The sequence below is a fragment of the Halomarina litorea genome, from assembly GCF_024227715.1.
Lineage (GTDB): Archaea > Halobacteriota > Halobacteria > Halobacteriales > Haloarculaceae > Halomarina > Halomarina litorea.
The window spans coordinates 1,108,156-1,123,230 of the sequence record NZ_CP100448.1 but is presented as its reverse complement, the minus strand read 5'-3'; the positions used below and the strand labels follow the sequence as shown (position 1 = coordinate 1,123,230).

The following is a 15,075-nucleotide window of genomic DNA, read 5'->3' as shown; positions in this document are numbered from 1 at the left end:
CGCGCGAGACGCGCCGTTCCCGGGAAGTCGGTGGGGGCGCGTCGGCGCACTCGCCGTACGCGGGCGGAGCCGTCCGGGCGAGGCGCGGGTGGCGAAGTCACTCCGGAAGGGGCGTGACGGCGGTGCCGCCGAGTCGGGTCGGCGGGGCGGAGAAGTGAGTCAGTTGGCGTTGCGGCCGCGGTACTCGCTGATCGCCGGGAGGACCAGCCAGAACGTCACCGGTCCGAGGACGGCCGCCCAGAAGAACCCGTCCCGGAGGACGTAGGCGACCTGGTCGTAGAGCGTTCCGGCACCGGAGGTCGCGCCCGTCAACTGGGCCGCCTCGAACCCCGGCGTGTTGTACCAACCCGCGAGGACCATCCATCCCAGCCCGCAGACGATGAGGATGGCGAGCCCCTTCATGAATTCGTCAGCCATTGCCGAATCGTTAGTCAGCGTCGTCTTTATGGTTTCCCATTCCCTCGGTGCGGAACCGCGTCCCGAGGACGTAGGTGCCAGCACCGGCACCGATGAGGAGGATGCCGGCCAGCGCGAACGCTATCTCCAGGGCCCCCTCGTCAGCGCGCAGGCCCACCGCGGCAAGCAGGTCGGTGAACGCCCGCCGGAGGAGACTCGCGTCGAGCGTGGCGGCGTCGAGCAGGATGAACCCGAAGACGACGCAGAAGACGGCGATGAGCGTCGAGAAGACGGTGACGACCTTGTACAGCTCCATCGGGACGACCACGTCACCGTCTGCGCCGCGCCGTGGCTCGTCGGCGTCTGCCATACTTCGAAAGAAGGGTTCCGGCTACTTCACTCCGTCACTTCCGCCCGACTACTTCGGGGGACGGAGGCGGTAGTACCGGCGGTTGAGTTCGAACATGTAGCCCTCGCGCATCGTCTTCAGCGCCCCGTAGGCGATGAACCCCGCCACGAACGGCAGGAGGAACGTCAGGTCGAACAGCAGGTTCGGGTCCATCGGCAGGAGGTTCTTCACCGACAGCATCGCGACGGTGATGGAGAACACGACGCCGAAGACGCCGACCGCCGCCCAGAACGGCTGCTCGACGGGTCGACGGGCGCTCCCCTTGTTGAGGAACGGCACGATGGCGATGAACCCGACGACGACCAGGTTCGCCAGCACGCCGTACGTCCGGTCGGCCATCAGCTTCTGCCCGCCGAGGATGGTGAGGTCGGGGTTCAGCGGCCCCAGCTTTAGCAGGCCGAACGACCAGTACAGATACCAGTCCGGCAGGATGACCGCCGGCGTCTGACTCGGGTTCGCCGGCGGGCCGATGTGCGGCGGGAGCGTCGCCGCCAGGAAGATGATCATCCCGACGAAGAAGCTGGTAATCGCGAGGTTGCGAATCATCTCGTGGGGCCACGTCGGGAACCCGAGCACGTCGCGTTCGACGTAGCTCGACTCCGTGCGGAGGTCCTGGTCCTCCCGACGGGCGCGTTCGAAGTACTCGTAGGTGAGTCGAGAGAGGCCCTGCGAGCGGGACTTCCGCTCGCTCCAGGTCGGGGTCTCGTCGTCCGGCGCGACGATACCCGTCCCGTCGGCGCGGACCTCACCCTCGTCGTCGCTCGGTGCCATGTCTTAGTTCAGCTAGCGGCCCGCCAATCATCAAGGTTGTGTTAGCCGCGCCGCCGTCCCGGCGTTCTCGGCGGTTTCCGTCGTGCTCTCGGGGTCGTCACCGTCCGGCGGACCGCGCGGTATCGAGCGGCCAGCGGGTGTGGAACGCGACGAACCGAGAAGAGCGGCGAAGTGCGCCGCGAGAGCGCCGAATCAGTGGGGCTCGGCGATGCCCTGCATCCAGACGATACCGATGTGGATGGCGATGAGCGCCGTCGTGATGAACGGCAGGAAGAACACGTGCAGGATGTACATCCGCATGAGCGTGCTCTGGCTCAGGGTGAACCCGCCGAACAGGAGCTGTGCGACCCACTCGCCGGCCAGCGGGATGGACAGCGACATCTCCACGCCGATCTGGCCGGCCCAGAAGGCGAGCTGGTCCCACGGGAGCAGGTAGCCGGTGTACCCGAAGACCATCGTCAGCGAGATGAGCACGATGCCGATGATCCAGTTGAGTTCGCGCGGCTCCTTGTACGCGCCCGTGAAGTAGACCCGCAGCATGTGCAGGAAGACGGCCGCGACCATCACCTGCGCGCTCCACCGGTGGAGCGACCGGAGCAGGAACCCGAAGTTCAGCTCCGTCATGATGAACGTGATAGAGGAGTACGCGACGGTCCCAGTCTCGGCCGCCGCCGTCGACGGCGAGTAGTAGAAGCCGAGCAACGCACCGCTGATGGCGGCTACTACGTAGGCGATGGTACTGAACGACCCGAGCGCGTACAGGGGGTACCAGTACCAGAACTTGTTGTCGAGGTTGTACTGTTCGGTGTGACTCTTCGGCATCTGCAGGTTCGCCTTGTAGTAGAGGTTCTCGAGAATCTCGAGGTAATCGACGATGCGCAGACGCCGGTCGAGCCAGATGAGCACCGTGAGGTAGCCCTTCTCGACGGGAGAGAGCTCGCGGCCCTTCATCCAGCCCTTGTGGTCGTGTTCGTCCTTTCGTTCCAGACTCATTGTGTTGTGCTAGTGGTGGGTCGTCTTGTTCATTCCGGACGGGGCAGGGCGACGAACGACTTCTCGACGATCTCGAACGGGTCGTACACCGACTGGTGGCACTGGCAGTACACCTTGTTCGCCGCGCCGAAGTTCGCGGACTGCGCGTACGCCTTGTAGGCGGGGACACAGCAGAAGTGGGTGCACTTGTCGAGCCACGCCATCACGCCCTGGTCGGTCGCGGCGGCCATGAACTCGTCTTCCTGTGCCAGTCGCTCGACCTGCGGGGCGCGGAGAACCTGCACCGGGATGGTGTTCTCGCCCTCCTCGGAGCGCCACGTACACATGGCGGGCTTGCCGAGACCGGCCTTGCCGATGCCCGTGCTGAACGTCCGGTAGTCCTGGAAGTCACGGATGTTGATGGGGTCTCCCTCACCATAGACCTCCTCTTGCCAGGCGTACGGTGGACTCGGTGCGGACTTGAACAGGTTGTCGGACTCGTAGCTCGGCTGGATACCGGCGTACGTCTGGACGCCACAGTACTGGAACCACTCGGAGGTGTAGGTCACCCCACCGAGTTCCATCTCGGCGATCTGGATCGTCCGGCCAGCCTCCTCGACTTCTTTCACCTCCGGCCAGACCCCCTTGATCGTGCCGTCGTCCTGAATCTCGACGGGGACGATGGGCATCCCGCGCGGGGCGGGGCCGTCGGTGTTGGCGATTCCCTTGAACGTCGTGATACCACCGCCCGCGCCGGTCGGCGACGTGGCGGTGTTGATAGCGGCCGCGGCACCGGTCCCCACCGCGGCGAGGGAGCCAGCGCCGACGACGCCCTTCACGAAGCGCCGGCGGCCGGTTTCGCTCGGATACTTGTCTTCGTCAGCCATTATTTCTTGTAGTAGGGGTAGACCGCACGTTTCACGCTCTCCCAGGCGTCACCGGTCGAGTCGGTACCATACATGTCCTCCTCGCGGATGTAGAGGTCCTCCCACTTGCGACGGCGCTTCTTGACGACCATCACGTCGGGCAAGAACTCCTTGCGGTACAGCAGGAGGATGAACGCGAGGTCCACGAAGATGACGGCCAGCAGGCCGCCGAGGAACATGTTTCCGAACTCGTCGAAGCCCCACCCGGTGGCGAGGCCGTAGCTGAACATCCCGACGAACACGATCTCGACGACCGTCAGCAGGACGATGGCGATGGCCGCCGCCGTGCTCTCGCGGGCCGGTTCGTAGCGGTGGATATCGCCGTAGGAGTTGTTTCCGGAACTCATCAGTTGTTCCCTCCCTTCGTGTGGGCACTCTCACCGTACTTCAGGAGGAAGAAGGTGAAGATGAGCGACGAGACGACCATCAGCACCGTCGCCAGACCCACGAAGTGCGCCTGGATGGGGACACCCATGTGCTCGGGGTCGACCGGCGTCGCCGCACCGCCCGCCGCCTGTCGTGGCAGGTCGCTGCCGATGGCGAGCGCGCCCTTCATCCCCTGGCCCTTGTGAGGGTTGCAGAAGTAGGGCACGACGCCGGTGGTGTTGGCGGTCCACTCGAAGGTGTGGCCCTCCTCGCCGACGATCTCGGAGGCGAAGTCCGCGCCGGACTCGGCCTCGACGTTGTGCGCGCCGCCCGCACCTGTCCACTCCCAGATGACCGTCGCCCCCTCGTCGATTTGGACCGCAGCGGGGGCGAAGGAGAGGCCGTCGTTGGCGTCCGCGCCGACCTCGATGGTCACCTCCGACTGGCCCGTCATGTCCTGCGTGCTGCCGGGACCGCCCCAGTAGGGCACGTCCGAGAACCACCCACCGTAGTCGATGGGACCGCTACTCCCGCCACCACCGCCGCCGCCCGAACCGTTTCCGCCGCTGGAGTTGTTACCCTCCTGTGCGGTGGCCGCTCCCGAGGCGGCAACGGCACCGGCGGTGCCGCCGGCGGTCATGAGAAATTCCCGTCTATTCATGCACGTCACGGATTCGGTGTCGTGTTCGTATAAACCCACCGAACGCGCGTAGAGCGGCGCTGTGGCCCCTCAGGCCGACTCTTCGTCGAGGTCGGATTCGCCCCCGTCGCGCCCCGGCAGTCGCCCCCGTTCGAGGTCGTCTAAGAAGGCCGGTCGCTCGTCGGAGTCCAGCCCGACCGCGCGGAGTCGGTTGCGGTACTCCTCGGCCCGGAACTTATCGGAGAGTCTGGCGTTGGCGACGACGAGGAACAGGAGGCCGCCGATGACGAGAAATCCCAGTCCGGCGACCAGCGCCACCACCCACGAGCGCCCGAGGTCCACGACGAGCGGCGAGAACACCAGCGCGACGCCCATCAGCACCTGCACCCCCGCGACGACCTGTAACACCTGATTGCCCAGTTCGCCGGTCCCCTCGGGCACCTCCAGCGGTCGAGGCAGCACCTCGCCCTCGGGCATCTCGGGCACGTCGTAGTCGTCCATCGAGGCCAGCGCCACCGAGGGCTTGACGTCCCGGAGGACCGTCCCCATCCCCTCGACGGTGCCGTCCTCGTAGACGACGGCGTACCCCTCGTCGGAGTACGCGACCAGTCGGTCGGGGTCCGAGAAGCGTTCGACGCGGGCGAACACGTCTCGCTGGACGACGCGGGTCTTCACGTCGGCCTCGACCCGGTCGAGCAGTTCGGGACCCGTGATCCACGAGTCGGGGTCGAAGACGGCGTCCCACTCGCGGGCCGTCATCTGCGCCATGTCCCGCGGGCCGAAGTTGTCGAAGTCGTACTTCTCCTCGACCTGCGCGCGGAGTTCCTCCAGCGACAGGTCGTCCTCGAAGTTCTCGGAGGAGTCGTCCGGACGCGACCCGTCGGGGACCGTCCGCTCGTCGTCCGTGGACGGGGCGGAGTCGGGGTCGGCCATGTGCCACGGGTACGGCCGCGAGCGGTTTATCGTTTCCGAGGACCGGCGGGGACGCCGCTTCCGGCACCCTCAAGCGCCCGCCGGTCGAACATCGAGTATGTTCGGGCTGAGCGACGGACAGATCGCGACGCTCGTCGCCGGGGCGGTGACCCTCTCGTTCCCCCTCTTCCTCTACGGCGCGTGGATCATGATCGACGCCGAGGAGGTGACGTGGGACGTCCTCACCTACCACCTCAAGTTCATCGTCACCGGCCTGACGCTCACGACGGTCCCCGTCGTGTTCTGGATGGCCCCTCGACTGTTTGACCAGTTGAGCGGCCTCGCCGCCATCCACGCCTTCTTCGGCCTGCAGGCGTACGCCATGCTCGGCTTCGGCGGGACCGGCATCGTCCGCATCTTCCGGGCGAAGTGGGAACACGACCTCTACCACGACTACGACGAGGACGTCCTCCTCGACGAAATCGGCGACGAGAACATGCGCTTCTGGCGGCGACGACTCCGGGTCGGCGTCTTCGGCTACGTCTTCTTCTGGCTCCTGGCCTACGTCATCGGCATCGGACGGTACGTCAGCAAGTACGACGTGCTGTTCTGACTCCTCTCCGAGCTGCTCACCACGGCTCGCCGCTGGCGAGGTCGACCTCGCTGTCGAGTTTCGAGGAGGGACAGATGTCCTCCAGCACGCAGTCGGCGCAGTCGGGGTTCCGGGCCGTGCAGGTCGCCCGTCCGTGGTCGATGAGCAGGTGGGTGAACTGCTGCCAGTGATCCTCGGGGACGGTGGTCATGAGGTCCGTCTCGATGGCCTCGGGCCGTTCCTCCTCCGTGAGTCCGAGTCGCCGGGAGATGCGCTGGACGTGCGTGTCCACGACGATGCCCTCCACGATATCGTGACCGTGCTGGAGCACCACGTTCGCCGTCTTCCGCCCCACGCCGGGGAGGCTCTGGAGGTCGGTCATCGTGTCGGGCACCTCGCCGTCGAACTCCTCGACGATTCGCTCGCCGATGCCCTGCAGGTAGCCGCCCTTGTTGTTGTGGAACGTGATGCCGTAGATGGCGTCCGCGAGTTCGTCCTGTGTCGCGTTCGCGTAGTCCTCCGGCGTGCGGTAGGTCTCGAAGAGGTCCTCGGTCACGGAGTTCACGCGCTCGTCGGTACACTGCGCCGAGAGGACCACCGCCACGAGGAGTTCGAGGCGGTTCGAGTAGTTCAGCGAGATGGTCGAGTCCGGATACGCCTCGCGGAGGCGGTCGACGACCTCCTCTGCCTGCGCCTCACGGCTGTCGAGGGGAACGCCCATGCGGGGACCCCGCGCGGCCCGGACTTGGGCGTGTCGCTACGCGGGCGGTCCCCGCCGGATTAGGACTCATACCCGACGAGTTCATACGCCCCGTCGCCCGACTCGCGGGTATGTCCGGGTCGCCAGGTCGACGCGTGGTGCACCTCCCCCGCGCCGGAACCGTCGCACTCCTCCTCTCGGCGGCAGGCCTCTACTTCCTCCTCGACCGCACGACGCTCCTCGATGGACTCGCCGGCGTCCTCTGGGCGCTGGTGGGCCTCGCGTTCGGCTACCAGCTTCGCCGACAACTCAGGACCCGCCCGGTGCGGGCGGGCGACCCCGACCGCCTCCGGGCGGCACTCGACGACCGCCGCCCCGGTCCCGTCGTCCAGACGGCCGCCGTCTTCGCCGCGGTGGGCGGCGCGGGCGTCCTCACCGTCGCCGGCGACGGCTTCTTCCGCGCGCTGGAGCGCATCGGGCGAGCGCTGGCCGCGCTCGGCGCCCTCCGGGACCCCTCGTCGCTCGGGCTGTTCGACTTCTGGACCGTCGCCGCCTTCCTCGGCGGGTTCGCGCTGTTCGCCTGCGGTCTCGACCAGTTGCTCGTCGGGGCGTATCGCGAGGCGCTGTACCGCCGCCACGCCGACGAGACGGAGACGCCTGTCAGACGGGAAGCGAGATAGCCGTCCGCCGCGTGGGAGCGCGTATGCCCGACGCCACGTTCCTCGAAGGTGACAGCGTCCGACTGAGTCCCGTCGAGGAGGGCGACCGGCCCTTCCTCGTCGACCTCCGCAACCACCCCGACGTGCGGCGGTCCACGTCCGGCGACGTCCCCAGAAACCGGCGGTCACAGGAGCCGTGGTTCGAGTCGCTCGGGGAGAGCGACAGCGTCGTCTCGCTCGCCCGCGTCGACGGGGAGCGGGTCGGTCTCGTGAGCCTCGACGGGGGGGTCGAACCGTGGGGCCGCGCGGAGGTGGGCTACACCGCCGCCCCCGACCACTGGGGGAACCGCTACGTCACCGAGGCGGTCGAACTCCTCGTCGACTACGCCTTCCGCGAGCGACGGCTGAACAAGGTGGCGGCGCGGACCTACGCCACGAACGCGGCCTCCGAGCGCGTACTGGAGAAGGCGGGGGTCGAGCGGGAGGCCACCCTCGAACGCGAGGCGTTCGTGGAGGGAGCGTACGTGGACGTCGACTGCTGGCGGCGGTTCGCGGACGAGAAGCGGGAGTGAGCCGGCGCTACGAGAGCTGGATCGCACGGCTTCGCTGCGCTTCCCGTTCTCGTTCGCTCACGGAAACACGCCCGCAACCATCGCGAGACCGATGACGGCGAACACCGCGCCTATCACCCGCGTCGCCACCTGCTGGACGCCGGTCGGTTCGACGGACGCCTCGTAGCCCGTGTTCGTGCGGATACGCCGGGTCCCCATCCCGCGCGGGAAGAGGACCGCGAGGATACCCATCACGGCGAAGACGAGGCCGAACAGGCGGAACATCGTGAAGAAGCCGTCGAAGCCAGGACCCATCGTGGGGTCCGGGCCGAACTGGAGGAGGGTGAGGTCCATACGTCACGTATACGCGGACAGTTTAGCGCAAATACCTGTCGAGCGGTGTGTGAGCAGGTCGCGAGAGGACAGTCGACCCCTGGCGTTCAGAGGCCGAGTTCGCGCCCGAGGACGAGGCGCTGAATCTCCGAGGTGCCCTCGCCGATTTCCATGAGCTTCGCGTCGCGGGTGAACCGCTGGGGGGCGAAGTCGGTCGTGTAGCCGTAGCCGCCGAGGACCTGAATCGCGTCTTCACCCACTTCGCGGGCCGTCTCGCTGGCGTCGAGTTTCGCCAGCGAGGAGATGCGGGTGACGTCCTCCCCGTCGTCGTACATCGTCGCGGACTTGTGGGTGAGCAGGCGCGAGCGCTCTATCTTGCGGTCCATCTCGACGATCATGTCGCGGACGGCGTCGAACTTCGAGATGGGCTGACCGAACTGCTCGCGCTGTTTGGCGTAGTCGCGTGCCGCCTCGAAGGCACCCTGCCCGAGGCCGGTCGAGAGCGCCGCGATGGAGATGCGCCCGCCGTTGAGCGTCTTCTTCGTCTGGTCCCAGCCGTCGCCCTCCTCCCCCAGAAGCCGGCCCTCGGGGATGCGACAGTCCGTGAACTTGATCTCGCAGGTGGGCGAGGCGTTCAGGCCCATCTTGTCCCAGACGGTGACGACCTCGAAGCCGTCATCCTCGCGCGGGTCGACGATGAACGTCGAGATGCCGTCGTAGCCCGCGCCGGGTTCCGTGACGGCCTTCACGAGGATGGAGCCGGCGACGTTCGCGTTCGTGATGAACTGCTTCGTGCCGTTCAGCACGTACTCGTCGCCCTCTCTCTCGGCGCGGGTGTCCATGTCGCTCGCGTCGGACCCGCTGCCGGGTTCGGTCAGCGCCCACGCACCGAGGTACTCGCCGGAGGCGAGGGGTGTCAGCCAGCGCTCTTTCTGTTCCTCGGTGCCGAAGGCCTCGATGGGCTTCGATGCCAGCGAGGTGTGGGCGGCATAGGAGAGGCCGATGGAACCGGAGACGCGACCCAGTTCCTCGGTGACGAGCGCGTACATCAACTGGTCGCCGCCGAGGCCGCCGTACTCCTCGGCGACGGGGACGCCCATCATGTCGAGGTCCGCGAGGGCCTCGAACACCTCCTCGGGGAAGCGGTGTTCGTCCTCGATGTCCTGCGCGATGGGGGCGATCTCCTCCTCGCAGAACTCCCGGACGGTGTCGCGAATCATCCGGTGCTCGGAGGGTAGGCTGAAGTCCATGCGGGGAATCGCAATGCGACGCCCATAAACGCTCCGGCAAGTGTTGCGCGACGGCACTGACGACGCTCACGCGGCCCACGCGGGTCGCTCGACGGTCGTCTCCCCCACGTCGACGTACCGGACCGTGAAGGTGAGCGTCGCGTCCCCGCCGTCGAGGAAGTGCCCCTCGTAGCGGACCGCCATCGACCGGACGACGCCGTCCATCCCGACGACCAACTCGTAGGTGAACGGCGTGTCGGCGACGAACCCGCGCGGACGGGGCGCGCCGACGCCTACGGGCGACTCGCTGCGGACCGTCACGAGGAACCGGGTCTCGCCATCCCGTTCGACGCGTTCGACCGTGCGCCGCCCGTCGCCGGTGAGGAGCGGTCGGAACCGCCCCCCGTCGGGCCGGGTGAGGAACTCCCGGCGGTCGGCCCCGTGGCCGGGCGAGAGTTCGAGGACGCGCGCGTCGTCGCGCCCGTACCGGAGGAGCGTCCGGTTCCCGTCGGACCACGACTCGACGTGTTCTTCGCCGAACACCGCCCCGGGCGAGACGTCGCGGTCCTCGACGTGCCGGTAGGTCCCGTCCGCCCCGACGAGCGTGGTCACCGTCTCGCGGACGTACACCGTCCCGTTCGGCGCCCGGACGAGGTACTCCCGGCGGACGGTAAAGGAGGTCCCCGAAAGGGCGGCGTCGTGGGCGTCGACGAGCGCCGAGGCGTTGGCCACCGACTCCTCGCCCAGTCCCGGCGGGACGGGCCGGTCGGTGGGGACGGCCGCCGGCGTCGCCGTCGGGGACGACCCGCCCCCGGCGCTACACCCGGCGAGCACGAGGAGGACGACGCAGGCGAGTGCGGCCCGTCGCATACGTCACGATGGGCGGCCAGTACGAAAGGCGTCTCGCCGCGGGGGGCGCCCGCCCTCACCGTGTCCCCCGCACCCGTCGCGTCGTCACGTCCTCGCGTCCTCGCGCCGTCGCTCGACACGGGGTGGCAACACACTCATACCGTCGGGGGGTGTCAGAGACGACAATGGCGTTCCGGCGGTTGCTGAAGGGGCAGGTCGAGTGGGACCTGCTGGAGGGGGTGGCCCGCGAGGTGGGCCGACGCTACGGCCAGTCAGACCTCCGCGTGGAGTTCCTCGACGCCGACAACTGGCTGTCGACGCCCTTCGTCGTCAACGGCCGCTGGTTCGTGAAGGTGATGACCGACCAGCACTCCCTCCTCCACGCCGTCCTCACTACAGGCCGGAACCTCGGGGCGTTCTCCAGCGGCCGGGAGGGGTTCTTCGAACACGTCGCGGACCCCCTGGAGATGGCCGAACGCGAACTGGAGGCGACCCGGAAGATGCGCGACATCGGCCTGCACGTCCCCGAACCCGTCGAGGCGTTCGCCCACGAGGGACTGGGCGTCCTCGTCGTCGAGTACCTTCCCGAGTTCCGCACGCTCTCGGACCTCACGCCCGACGAGGTGGGCCGCTACGCGCCGGACCTGTTCAGCGCCCTCGCGCGGATGCACGCCGCTGGACTGGCACACGGCGACCTGCGGGCGGAGAACGTCCTCGTCGCCCGCGACACGCTCTATCTCATCGACGCGACGAGCGTCCGCGCGGACGCGGCGGACCAGGCGCGGGCGTACGACCTCGCGTGTGCCATGGCCGCACTCGAACCCCGCATCGGGCCGCGCCGGGTGGTCGCCGCCGCGAGCGAGCACTATCCCATCACCGACCTGCTCGCCGCCGAGGACTTCCTCGACTTCGTCAACATCCGCCCGGACCACGACTTCGACGCCGCGAGCGTCAAGGGCGAGATAGAGAAGAACGCGACGGCGGGTGCCTGATTCGACCTACGCCCACACCGTCGCGGACACCGAGAACCCGAGGAGCCACCAGACGGCGAACGCGAGTGCCGCGACGATGACCGACCAGTGGAGGGGCACCTCGCGTTCGACACGGCCGTAGAGTGCGAGGCCGACCAGTCCGGCCGCCGGCCGGACGAGGAAGAGGGCGGCGAGACCGAGGACCCACGCGGGCGTGTGGTCCCCGTCCGGGGGTTCGGCGTGGCGACGTATCTGGAGCAACCAGTAGCCGAGCAGTCCCGCCGTCGCGGTGGCGAGGGCGAGGAAGTAGAGGGTGGTGAGGGTGAAGCCGTCTCCGAGGGGGACCATGTCCGACCGTGACGGGTCGGCGTACTAACCGTTGTTGGTCGGAGCCTTAGTCGTCGACGTCGATGACGATACCGCCGTCATCGTCGTCGTCCGTGTCGGAGTCGAGACCGAGTTCGTCGTCGGCCTCCACGTCGAAGTCGCCGAGGTCGACGCCGAGTGCCTCCTCGACCATCCGGACGTTCCACGTGTTGGCCTTCCAGAACGTGTCGAAGATGGTCCCGAGGACGGGCACCGACCCGCCGGCGGTGTCGATGGCGACGTTTCCGAGCATCTTCACGACGACGTCGTAGGGGACACCGAGGTTCGCCGCCTCGAGGACGATGTACAGGGAGATGCCCGCGCTCACCGCGTCCCCCGCGCCGGGGATGACCCCGAGGAGGGGGTCCAGACCGACCTTGATACCCGTGCCGGGAATCTCGACGGCCTCGTCCATGAGGTCCGCCACGGCCTGCATCCGGCGGAGCGCTGCCTCGTCCACCTCGGGTGGGACGCCCTCGGCGTCGGGCGACTCGATGCTCACCGGGATGTCGTACTCGTCGTCGGAGTCCATATCCCGTCGGACGACCGCCAACGGGAAGAACGTGGTGCCTGACGCGCCGGACAGTCCCGAACGGGGACCAGAACCCGACCGCCCGGAGGGTGGGTCTTTTTGAGGCGACCTCGCGCAAAACTTACCACGCTATGAGCCAGCAAGTCCAGGAGGTCCACCAGCACTACATCGCCGGCGAGTTCACCGAGGGCGAAGGCGACGAGACGTTCGAGTCGGTCAACCCCGCGACGGGCGAGACCATCGCGGAGTTCCACCGTGGCACCGAGGCGGACGTCGAACGCGCCATCGAGGCCGCCGACGCCGCCGCCGAGGAGTGGCGCGAACTCTCCTACATCGACCGCGCGGAGTACCTCTGGGAGATCTACCACGAACTGCGCGACCGCCACGAAGAACTCGGGGAGGTCGTCACCCGCGAGTGCGGCAAGGAGATCAGCGAGGGGAAAGCCGACGTCACCGAGGCGTGGCACATGGTCGAGTGGGCGGCGGGCGACGCCCGCCACCCGCAGGGCGACGTGGTCCCCTCCGAAATCGCCGCGAAGGACGCCTACATGCGCCGGAAACCGCGCGGCGTCGTCGGCTGCATCACTCCGTGGAACTTCCCGGTCGCCATCCCGTTCTGGCACATGGCCGTGGCGCTCGTCCACGGCAACACCGTCGTCTGGAAGCCCGCCGAGCAGACTCCCCTCTGCGGGCAGGTCATCGCCGAGATGTTCGAGGAGACCGGCATCCCCGAGGGCGTCTTCAACATGATTCAGGGCTACGGCGACGCCGGCGCGGCCATCGTCGACTCGCCCGACATCGACACCGTCCTCTTCACCGGCAGTGCGGAGGTCGGCCACTCCATCGCCGACGCCGTCGGCGGCGAACCCGGCAAACTCGCGGCCTGCGAGATGGGCGGGAAGAACGGCATCGTCATCACGGAGAGCGCGGACCTCGACATCGCCGTCCACTCCGCCGTGATGTCGAGCTTCAAGACGACCGGACAGCGCTGCGTTTCGAGCGAGCGCCTCATCGTCCACGAGGACGTCTACGACGAGTTCAAGGAGCGCTTCGTGGAGGTCGCGGAGGGCATCTCGGTCGGCGACCCACTCGAGGAGGAGACGTTCATGGGGCCGGCCATCGAACCGGAGCACGTCGAGAAGATTCAGAAGTACAACGACCTCGCCCGCGAGGAGGCCACGGAGGTCCTCGTCGACCGCACGGAACTCGCTGACGACGAGATTCCCGACGGTCACGAAGCGGGCAACTGGGTCGGCCCGTTCGTCTACGAGGTCGACTACGACGACGAGGGCGAACTGCGCTCCATCCGCGAGGAGGTCTTCGGCCCGCACGTCGCCCTGATGAAGTACAGCGGCGACATCGAGCGAGGGGTCGACATCCACAACGACACGCCCTACGGTCTCGCCGGAGCCATCGTCTCCGAGGACTACCGGCAGGTCAACTACTTCCGCGACAACGCCGAAATCGGCCTCGCGTACGGCAACCTGCCGTGTATCGGCGCGGAGGTCCACCTCCCGTTCGGCGGCGTGAAGAAGTCCGGCAACGGCTACCCCTCGGCCCGCGAGGTCATCGAGGCCGTCACCGAGCGCACCGCGTGGACGCTCAACAACTCGAAGGACATCCAGATGGCACAGGGGCTCTCGGCGGACATCAAGACCTCGGACGACGAGTAACAGCGAGGACCGCTCCGCGTGTCCGAGCAGTAGTCGGACTCCGAGCAGGACGACGAGTGACGGAGCGACCCGCCGGAAGCGTGGTCGGTCCGGTGTATCGGCCCCCGAACCGGCGACGAGTCGGATTCTTTCGAGACCACACGACCAGCGACGCTCGTCGGTGAGAGAGGTGACGAAGACGGAGAGGGGGTGGGGTGGGCGCGGATGCGGTCACCGGGGTCCGGGCACACCCCGGGTGACCGCTGTGGGTGGCGGTCGTCCGTTGTGCCGGTGCGACGAGAAAAGCGTCGTTCCGGCATTCATCCATTGTTCCCTACGCCGTATAAAGGTTGCCGACCTGCCTCGCCGATGCCCCGGCAGTACCAGTCGTCCGTCGTCCCCGGAGCGGCGGGGAGACCCGCGTAGCACTCGACTGCGGCGAGGAGCGCGTCAGCGCCGCCGGTCGGCGAGCGCCGGGAACTCCTCGCGGACCGCTTCGACCCGGTCGGGGTCGCAGTCCGCGACGACGAGTGCGGGGTCGTCGCCGCTCCCGGCGAGCGTCGTCCCCCAGGGGTCGTAGACGGCGGAGCGGCCGAGCAGGGTGGCCGACTCGAACTCGCCGGAGCCGTTCGCGGCCCCGACGTAGAACTGGTTCTCCACCGCACGCGCGCGCGTGAGGAGCGTCCAGTGTTCGACCCGCGGATAGGGCCACGCGCTGGGGACGCAGACGAGCGTCGCGCCCGCGTCGACCAGTCGCCGGTACAGTTCGGGGAACCGGAGGTCGTAACAGGTGGTGACGCCGACGGTGAACCCGTCGAAGTCAACCGTGGGCACCTGCTCGCCGGGGACGAGCAGTTCCGCCTCGGCGGAGTCGTAGCCGAAGAGGTGGTGTTTCCGGTAGACGGCCCGTCGGTCGCCGTCCCGGTCGAGGAACACCGAGGTGTTGGCGAGGCCCTCCTCGGCGGGGCCGCCCTCGGTCGTCGCGAGGTCCTCGACGATGCTCCCGGCGACGACGCCCACCTCGTGGTGGCGGGCGGCGTCGGCGACACGCGAGAGCGTCGGCCCGTCGAGCGACTCGGCCTCGCGGGCGTAGCTGTCGAAGGCGAAGTACCCCACGTTGAACAGTTCCGGGAGGACGACGAGGTCGGCCCCGCGGTCGGCGGCCCGGGCGATGGCGTCCTCCGCGCGCGAGATGTTCCCCTCCACGTCGCTTCCCTCGACGACGAGTTGGGCGAGTGCCAGGCGCATG

Annotated in this window: 20 protein-coding genes; 5 read left to right on the top strand and 15 right to left on the bottom strand. The window is 68.1% G+C overall.

Annotation, left to right across the window (positions count from 1 at the left end; translation table 11 throughout):
* Nucleotides 1–159: 159 nt before the first annotated feature.
* From NKG96_RS06210 to NKG96_RS06175, 8 genes are all read right to left on the bottom strand, one after another.
* Nucleotides 160–417 carry a DUF7314 family protein gene (locus NKG96_RS06210; RefSeq protein WP_254537626.1) on the bottom strand — a complete coding sequence of 86 codons (258 nt, stop codon included), beginning with the start codon at nucleotides 415–417 and terminating at the stop codon, nucleotides 160–162.
* A gap of 10 nt (nucleotides 418–427) precedes the next feature.
* Nucleotides 428–766, bottom strand: a complete 339-nt coding sequence (locus NKG96_RS06205) for a DUF7315 family membrane protein (protein ID WP_254537625.1) — start codon at nucleotides 764–766, stop codon at nucleotides 428–430.
* A gap of 48 nt (nucleotides 767–814) precedes the next feature.
* A complete protein-coding gene (locus NKG96_RS06200) occupies nucleotides 815–1,576 on the bottom strand; it encodes a cytochrome b family protein (protein WP_254537623.1) in 762 nt (253 codons plus the stop codon).
* A 192-nt stretch (nucleotides 1,577–1,768) separates the two neighbouring features.
* On the bottom strand, nucleotides 1,769–2,569 hold the full coding sequence (locus NKG96_RS06195) for a cytochrome b (RefSeq protein WP_254537622.1): 801 nt from the start codon (nucleotides 2,567–2,569) through the stop codon (nucleotides 1,769–1,771).
* A gap of 29 nt (nucleotides 2,570–2,598) precedes the next feature.
* On the bottom strand, nucleotides 2,599–3,435 hold the full coding sequence (locus NKG96_RS06190) for a Rieske (2Fe-2S) protein (protein WP_254537621.1): 837 nt from the start codon (nucleotides 3,433–3,435) through the stop codon (nucleotides 2,599–2,601).
* The gene (locus NKG96_RS06185) at nucleotides 3,435–3,821 is read right to left on the bottom strand and encodes a DUF7318 family protein (RefSeq protein WP_254537619.1); all 387 of its coding nucleotides are present in this window, start codon (nucleotides 3,819–3,821) and stop codon (nucleotides 3,435–3,437) included. Before NKG96_RS06185 ends, NKG96_RS06190 begins: the two co-directional genes overlap by 1 nt.
* Nucleotides 3,821–4,501, bottom strand: a complete 681-nt coding sequence (locus NKG96_RS06180; protein WP_254537618.1) for a halocyanin domain-containing protein — start codon at nucleotides 4,499–4,501, stop codon at nucleotides 3,821–3,823. The genes NKG96_RS06185 and NKG96_RS06180 overlap by 1 nt, the downstream gene beginning before the upstream one ends.
* A gap of 69 nt (nucleotides 4,502–4,570) precedes the next feature.
* Entirely contained in the window at nucleotides 4,571–5,413 is an 843-nt protein-coding gene (locus NKG96_RS06175) for a DUF7319 domain-containing protein (protein WP_254537616.1), read from the bottom strand.
* A gap of 97 nt (nucleotides 5,414–5,510) precedes the next feature.
* Here NKG96_RS06175 and NKG96_RS06170 point away from each other — a divergent pair, with 97 nt between their 5' ends.
* Complete coding sequence (locus NKG96_RS06170) at nucleotides 5,511–6,005, top strand: DUF7321 family protein (RefSeq protein WP_254537615.1); 495 nt, start codon at nucleotides 5,511–5,513, stop codon at nucleotides 6,003–6,005.
* 16 nt (nucleotides 6,006–6,021) lie between these two features.
* Here the strand turns inward: NKG96_RS06170 and nth are convergent, their stop codons facing one another.
* Nucleotides 6,022–6,705 (bottom strand): endonuclease III, encoded by a 684-nt coding sequence (gene nth, locus NKG96_RS06165; RefSeq protein ID WP_254537614.1) that lies wholly within the window; start codon nucleotides 6,703–6,705, stop codon nucleotides 6,022–6,024.
* Nucleotides 6,706–6,842: 137 nt separating this feature from the next.
* Here nth and NKG96_RS06160 point away from each other — a divergent pair, with 137 nt between their 5' ends.
* Together NKG96_RS06160 and NKG96_RS06155 are read left to right on the top strand one after the other, a co-directional pair.
* A complete protein-coding gene (locus NKG96_RS06160) occupies nucleotides 6,843–7,364 on the top strand; it encodes a hypothetical protein (RefSeq protein ID WP_254537613.1) in 522 nt (173 codons plus the stop codon).
* A gap of 23 nt (nucleotides 7,365–7,387) precedes the next feature.
* Entirely contained in the window at nucleotides 7,388–7,915 is a 528-nt protein-coding gene (locus NKG96_RS06155; RefSeq protein WP_254537612.1) for a GNAT family N-acetyltransferase, read from the top strand.
* A gap of 57 nt (nucleotides 7,916–7,972) precedes the next feature.
* On the opposite strand, the gene NKG96_RS06150 is transcribed toward NKG96_RS06155, so the two are convergent.
* From NKG96_RS06150 to NKG96_RS06140, 3 genes are all read right to left on the bottom strand, one after another.
* Nucleotides 7,973–8,248 carry a DUF6199 family natural product biosynthesis protein gene (locus tag NKG96_RS06150; RefSeq protein WP_254537611.1) on the bottom strand — a complete coding sequence of 92 codons (276 nt, stop codon included), beginning with the start codon at nucleotides 8,246–8,248 and terminating at the stop codon, nucleotides 7,973–7,975.
* Nucleotides 8,249–8,334: 86 nt separating this feature from the next.
* Nucleotides 8,335–9,477, bottom strand: a complete 1,143-nt coding sequence (locus tag NKG96_RS06145) for an acyl-CoA dehydrogenase family protein (RefSeq protein ID WP_254537610.1) — start codon at nucleotides 9,475–9,477, stop codon at nucleotides 8,335–8,337.
* A gap of 66 nt (nucleotides 9,478–9,543) precedes the next feature.
* Nucleotides 9,544–10,326 carry a DUF7537 family lipoprotein gene (locus tag NKG96_RS06140; RefSeq protein ID WP_254537608.1) on the bottom strand — a complete coding sequence of 261 codons (783 nt, stop codon included), beginning with the start codon at nucleotides 10,324–10,326 and terminating at the stop codon, nucleotides 9,544–9,546.
* 164 nt (nucleotides 10,327–10,490) lie between these two features.
* Here NKG96_RS06140 and NKG96_RS06135 point away from each other — a divergent pair, with 164 nt between their 5' ends.
* Nucleotides 10,491–11,297: an RIO1 family regulatory kinase/ATPase domain-containing protein gene (locus tag NKG96_RS06135; protein WP_254537607.1), complete on the top strand. Its 807-nt coding sequence runs from the start codon at nucleotides 10,491–10,493 to the stop codon at nucleotides 11,295–11,297.
* 6 nt (nucleotides 11,298–11,303) lie between these two features.
* Here the strand turns inward: NKG96_RS06135 and NKG96_RS06130 are convergent, their stop codons facing one another.
* Both NKG96_RS06130 and NKG96_RS06125 read right to left on the bottom strand, forming a co-directional pair.
* Entirely contained in the window at nucleotides 11,304–11,624 is a 321-nt protein-coding gene (locus tag NKG96_RS06130; RefSeq protein WP_254537606.1) for a hypothetical protein, read from the bottom strand.
* 46 nt (nucleotides 11,625–11,670) lie between these two features.
* The gene (locus NKG96_RS06125) at nucleotides 11,671–12,174 is read right to left on the bottom strand and encodes a DUF4112 domain-containing protein (protein ID WP_254537605.1); all 504 of its coding nucleotides are present in this window, start codon (nucleotides 12,172–12,174) and stop codon (nucleotides 11,671–11,673) included.
* Between the two features lie 131 nt (nucleotides 12,175–12,305).
* On the opposite strand from NKG96_RS06125, the gene NKG96_RS06120 reads away from it, so the two are divergent.
* Nucleotides 12,306–13,847, top strand: coding sequence for an aldehyde dehydrogenase family protein (locus tag NKG96_RS06120; protein ID WP_254537604.1), 1,542 nt, complete (start codon nucleotides 12,306–12,308; stop codon nucleotides 13,845–13,847).
* Nucleotides 13,848–14,276: 429 nt separating this feature from the next.
* Here NKG96_RS06120 and NKG96_RS06115 read toward each other — a convergent pair whose 3' ends face one another.
* Entirely contained in the window at nucleotides 14,277–15,074 is a 798-nt protein-coding gene (locus tag NKG96_RS06115; protein ID WP_254537603.1) for a carbon-nitrogen family hydrolase, read from the bottom strand.
* Nucleotide 15,075: the final 1 nt, after the last annotated feature.

What these genes read in the sequence shown, in the direction of transcription:
- NKG96_RS06210 (WP_254537626.1), bottom strand. Translation starts at nt 417, where the DNA reads ATGGCTGACGAATTCATGAAGGGGCTCGCCATCCTCATCGTCTGCGGG.
- NKG96_RS06205 (WP_254537625.1), bottom strand. Translation starts at nt 766, where the DNA reads ATGGCAGACGCCGACGAGCCACGGCGCGGCGCAGACGGTGACGTGGTC.
- NKG96_RS06200 (WP_254537623.1), bottom strand. Translation starts at nt 1,576, where the DNA reads ATGGCACCGAGCGACGACGAGGGTGAGGTCCGCGCCGACGGGACGGGT.
- NKG96_RS06195 (WP_254537622.1), bottom strand. Translation starts at nt 2,569, where the DNA reads ATGAGTCTGGAACGAAAGGACGAACACGACCACAAGGGCTGGATGAAG.
- NKG96_RS06190 (WP_254537621.1), bottom strand. Translation starts at nt 3,435, where the DNA reads ATGGCTGACGAAGACAAGTATCCGAGCGAAACCGGCCGCCGGCGCTTC.
- NKG96_RS06185 (WP_254537619.1), bottom strand. Translation starts at nt 3,821, where the DNA reads ATGAGTTCCGGAAACAACTCCTACGGCGATATCCACCGCTACGAACCG.
- NKG96_RS06180 (WP_254537618.1), bottom strand. Translation starts at nt 4,501, where the DNA reads ATGAATAGACGGGAATTTCTCATGACCGCCGGCGGCACCGCCGGTGCC.
- NKG96_RS06175 (WP_254537616.1), bottom strand. Translation starts at nt 5,413, where the DNA reads ATGGCCGACCCCGACTCCGCCCCGTCCACGGACGACGAGCGGACGGTC.
- NKG96_RS06170 (WP_254537615.1), top strand. Translation starts at nt 5,511, where the DNA reads ATGTTCGGGCTGAGCGACGGACAGATCGCGACGCTCGTCGCCGGGGCG.
- nth (WP_254537614.1), bottom strand. Translation starts at nt 6,705, where the DNA reads ATGGGCGTTCCCCTCGACAGCCGTGAGGCGCAGGCAGAGGAGGTCGTC.
- NKG96_RS06155 (WP_254537612.1), top strand. Translation starts at nt 7,388, where the DNA reads ATGCCCGACGCCACGTTCCTCGAAGGTGACAGCGTCCGACTGAGTCCC.
- NKG96_RS06150 (WP_254537611.1), bottom strand. Translation starts at nt 8,248, where the DNA reads ATGGACCTCACCCTCCTCCAGTTCGGCCCGGACCCCACGATGGGTCCT.
- NKG96_RS06145 (WP_254537610.1), bottom strand. Translation starts at nt 9,477, where the DNA reads ATGGACTTCAGCCTACCCTCCGAGCACCGGATGATTCGCGACACCGTC.
- NKG96_RS06140 (WP_254537608.1), bottom strand. Translation starts at nt 10,326, where the DNA reads ATGCGACGGGCCGCACTCGCCTGCGTCGTCCTCCTCGTGCTCGCCGGG.
- NKG96_RS06135 (WP_254537607.1), top strand. Translation starts at nt 10,491, where the DNA reads ATGGCGTTCCGGCGGTTGCTGAAGGGGCAGGTCGAGTGGGACCTGCTG.
- NKG96_RS06130 (WP_254537606.1), bottom strand. Translation starts at nt 11,624, where the DNA reads ATGGTCCCCCTCGGAGACGGCTTCACCCTCACCACCCTCTACTTCCTC.
- NKG96_RS06125 (WP_254537605.1), bottom strand. Translation starts at nt 12,174, where the DNA reads ATGGACTCCGACGACGAGTACGACATCCCGGTGAGCATCGAGTCGCCC.
- NKG96_RS06120 (WP_254537604.1), top strand. Translation starts at nt 12,306, where the DNA reads ATGAGCCAGCAAGTCCAGGAGGTCCACCAGCACTACATCGCCGGCGAG.
- NKG96_RS06115 (WP_254537603.1), bottom strand. Translation starts at nt 15,074, where the DNA reads ATGCGCCTGGCACTCGCCCAACTCGTCGTCGAGGGAAGCGACGTGGAG.